Source organism: Micromonospora sp. KC213 (assembly GCF_004348325.1).
Lineage (GTDB): Bacteria > Actinomycetota > Actinomycetes > Mycobacteriales > Micromonosporaceae > Micromonospora.
Map to the genome: position 1 here is coordinate 1 of NZ_SMKF01000292.1, position 3,869 is coordinate 3,869.

Consider the following 3,869-nt stretch of genomic DNA (forward strand, 5'->3'; position numbering starts at 1 on the left):
GGTGTCCGGGGGATGTAACCGATCGGGCGGGGCTCGCATTCCACGGGCCGAGCCTCGATGTCCGGGGGATGTAACCGATCCGGCGGGGCCGGCATTCCACAGCCTGACCGGCCGGGGGTGTTGGCCCGCGTTTCCGGTTCCGGGCGGCGTCCCCATGGGGGAGCGCCGGTGGTTATGCCATGTACAACGCCCCCACCCCGTCGCCGATTCCGCCAGCGCGGGGTGGCCCGGCCACGGGATTCGGCAGGCCAAACCGGACATCCGGCCCAGCCGGCTCATTCACCCCTTGGCGCTGCCGTGATGGACGACCGACGAGAACCGCTTGATCAACACGCGTGGAAGCTGGCCAGGTGTGCCTCGCCCGGCCGGTGGGTGCCGCCGGGCGAGGCATCCGGGGATCAGGCCGCTGCGGGCACCTTGTCCAGGAAACCGTGCACAGCACGCACCCGGCCGTCCGGGTCGCAGACCGCGACGTCGAAGCCGACGACCACGGAGTCGCCGCCCTCCGCGGGCACCAACTCCCAGCCGAACCGGACCACGTCGTGGTGCCCGTCCACGATGCCGTGCCGGCGCAGGACGTGCCCGGGGAAGGTGTCCCGTACCCCGGTGACGACGGCGGTGATCTCCTGGTGACCACGTACCGCCGCCAGCGGGTCGGTGTAGGTGGCGTCCGGGGTGAAGAGGGTGGCGACCGCCGACGCTCGGGCGGCGGCGTCCGGCTCGTTCCACACGGCGAGGTAACGGTCGACCAGGTCGGAGTGCGTACTCATCGGATGCTCCCATCGTCGGTTGGTGACGGCGAGAACTCTGGCCCCTCCGACGGGGAGTGTCGATTACCTGCCGGGTAACGGCCCGTGGCCGTGAATCGGACCGCCGGCGATTACCCGGCAGGTAATCGACGCGCGGCCCGCCGCGCGGCACAGTGGTGCCGGGCACCGCACCAGGACCCGAGACGGGGGATCATGATGACCACATGCCGCGTACGCCGTTCGAGGTTCCGACCGGTCCCGACGAGCGCAGTGCGGGGCCGGCGATGAGCGCCACCGTCCACACGTCCGCGCCGCCGGTCGGGGAGGCACTGCGCCGGTGGCGGGAGCTGCGCCGCCTCAGCCAGCTGGAGCTGTCCATTCGCGCGGAGATCTCCACCCGGCACCTGAGCTTCGTCGAGACCGGACGGTCCAGGCCGAGCCGGGAGATGGTGCTGCGTCTGGCCGGGCCACTCGACCTGCCGCTGCGCGAACGCAACCGGCTGCTGCTGGCGGCGGGCTACGCGCCGGCGTACCCGGAGAACGCCCTCGGCGCACCGCAGATGGCGGCGGTCCGTGCCGCCGTACGTCAGGTGCTGGCCGGTCACGAGCCGTATCCGGCGGTGGTGGTCGACCGGGGTTGGAACCTGATCGACGCCAACCCCAGCCTGACGCTCCTCACCGACCTGGTCGCGCCGGAGCTGCTGGTCGCACCGGCGAACGTGCTGCGGGTCAGCCTGCACCCGGACGGGCTCGCACCGCACATCGCCAACCTCGGCGAGTGGCGCGGGCACCTGCTGAGCCGGTTGGGCCGTCAGGTCGAGCTGACCGGCGACGCGGAGCTGGCGGCCCTGGAGGCCGAGCTGCGCGCCTACCCGTGCGACAGCCCGGAACCGGAGATCGAGCTGCCCGGCCCGGGCGAGATCGTGGTGCCGCTGCGGCTGCGCCACGAATGCGGGGAGCTGGTCTTCCTCAGCACCATCGCGACGTTCGGCACGCCTCTGGACGTCACCCTGGCCGAGTTGTCCATCGAGTCGTTCTACCCGGCCGACGACCACACGACGTCGGTGCTGCGCGACCGCGCCCGGCGATGACCGACCCCACCGACACCGACACCGCGGAGCACCGGCATGTCCACCACCCGTCGCACCGTTGACGAGCTCCTGTCCCGCATCGTCGCGGGGCAGGATCCCGACCGGACCGCACCGTGCCCGGGCTGGGTTCGGCCACGGTCACGGACATCTTCGTCGACGGGCCGCACGCCGTCGTGATCGGCGAGACGCTCCAGACGGTGCGCCGTACCGGGAAGAGGTTCCGCACCCGGTTCGCCCTGCACCTGACGTCAAGGACGGTCTCATCACCCGCCACCACGTCTACGAGGACAGCCTCGCCGTCGTCGAGGCATGCCGGGACTGACCCGGGCCAGGCTGGCTGGGCAAGGGGCGCGTGGGCTCGCGGTCGAGCCGGTCACCGTCGGCCCGCTCGGCCGGCCAGGGCACCTCGGGGGAGCGGTGGAAGGCGATGCCGGCGGTGCTCCAGCGGCGGCCGTGCCCGGCCAGCCGGTCGCGGAACCCGGCCCAGTCGTGGATGGCCCGGGGTGACCAGGCCAGCTCGGCGAGGGCGGGCAGCCGGGGGAGAAGCATGAACTCGACCTCTGCCAGCGTGGTGACCGACTCGGTCCAGAGCGGGGCCTCCACCCCGAGCACCGCCTCGGCCGGTACCCCAATCAGGTGCGCACCCGGGTCCCATTCGTACGCGCGGCGCACGTCGATCAGGCCGGCCCAGTCGTGACCGATCGGGGTGTCCGGGGCGTACTTCATGTCCAGGTAGGCATGGTTGCCGGGGGAGAGGATCAGTCGGGCGCCCCGGCGTACCGCCTCGGCGACCTCGGGGTCGTCGCCGTTGGTGCCCCACCACTGCAGCACCCGCCCGTCGAGGTGGGCGGCCGGGGCGATCTGGTGCCAGCCGATGACCGTCCTGCCGGTGCGGGCGACGATTCGCTGGGTCCGCTCGACGAAGCCGGTGTACGCCGCCCCCTTGACCTTGAACGCCTCGTCGCCGCCGATGTGCAGCCACGGGCCGGGGGTCAGGGCGGCCACCTCGCCGAGCACGTCGGCGACGAAGTCGTACGTCCGCTCGTCGTCGGGGTCGACGTGGCTGAAGCCGACCTCGGTGCCGGTGTAGGGCGGGGGCGCGACCTTGCCCGGAGCCAGCTCGGGGTACGCGACCAGCGCCGCGTTGGTGTGGCCCGGCAGGTCGACCTCGGGGACGATCGTGACGTGCCGGCGGGCGGCGTACCGGACGATCCGCCGGTAGTCGGCCTTCGAGTAGTACCCGCCGGGGCCGGCCCCGACCTGGGTCGTGCCGCCGACGGTGGTCAGCCGGGGCCAGGAGTCGATCGCGATCCGCCAGCCCTGGTCGTCGGTGAGGTGCAGGTGCAGATGGTTGAGCTTGTACCGGGCCAGGTGGTCGACAACTCGCAGGACGTCCTCGACGGCGAAGAAGTGTCGGGACACGTCGAGCATCGCCCCGCGGTACGGAAAGCGCGGCCGGTCGACGATCACGCCACCGGGTAGCACCCAGCGCTCGTCCACCGGGGTGCGGCTCTCGATCGTGGCCGGGAGGAGTTGCCGCAGTGTCTGCACCCCGTGGAAGAGGCCGGTGGCGGTGTCGGCGGTGAGCCGTACCCCGGTGGTGGTGATCTCCAGCCGGTAGCCCTCGTCGCCGTGCCCCGCCCCCGCGCCGGAATCCGTGGGCGCGCCGGAACCGAGGTCGGCGCCGGCCACGGTCAGGGTCAGTTCGGCGCCACCGGGTGCCGCGTCGGTGACCGGGAGCGGATAGCCGGTCGCGGGCCGGAGCAGGTCGGCGAGCTGGTCGGCGACGTCCCGCGCGCCCGCCTCGGGAGTGACCCGGATGGCGGCGTCGGCCGCGAGGGTGTGGTCGGCGCCGGGGTCCGCCACGACCGAGAGCGGGGCCGGCACCACGTCGTCGAGGCGGACCGGGGCCGGCGGCGTGAGCAGGTGCCCGGCGGTCCGGGCGGCGTCCCGGGCCAGGTCGGCGGCGCCCGGCCGGCGGGTGGGCAGGCCGGCGGCCGGTGGCTGCGGGCGGGTCTCGGGGTTGGTC

Annotated in this window: 3 protein-coding genes; 1 reads left to right on the top strand and 2 read right to left on the bottom strand. The window is 73.2% G+C overall.

Annotated elements, in window-relative coordinates; translation table 11 throughout:
• Positions 1-398 precede the first annotated feature (398 nt).
• A complete protein-coding gene (locus E1166_RS29835; protein WP_132343158.1) occupies positions 399-770 on the bottom strand; it encodes a nuclear transport factor 2 family protein in 372 nt (123 codons plus the stop codon).
• A gap of 263 nt (positions 771-1,033) precedes the next feature.
• On the opposite strand from E1166_RS29835, the gene E1166_RS29840 reads away from it, so the two are divergent.
• Positions 1,034-1,840, top strand: coding sequence for a helix-turn-helix transcriptional regulator (locus E1166_RS29840; protein WP_132343160.1), 807 nt, complete (start codon positions 1,034-1,036; stop codon positions 1,838-1,840).
• A 279-nt stretch (positions 1,841-2,119) separates the two neighbouring features.
• Here the strand turns inward: E1166_RS29840 and E1166_RS29845 are convergent.
• Positions 2,120-3,869 (bottom strand): beta-N-acetylhexosaminidase (locus E1166_RS29845; protein ID WP_132343159.1); only part of this gene is annotated, 1,750 nt, incomplete at its 5' end.

What these genes read in the sequence shown, in the direction of transcription:
- E1166_RS29835 (WP_132343158.1), bottom strand. Translation starts at nt 770, where the DNA reads ATGAGTACGCACTCCGACCTGGTCGACCGTTACCTCGCCGTGTGGAAC.
- E1166_RS29840 (WP_132343160.1), top strand. Translation starts at nt 1,034, where the DNA reads ATGAGCGCCACCGTCCACACGTCCGCGCCGCCGGTCGGGGAGGCACTG.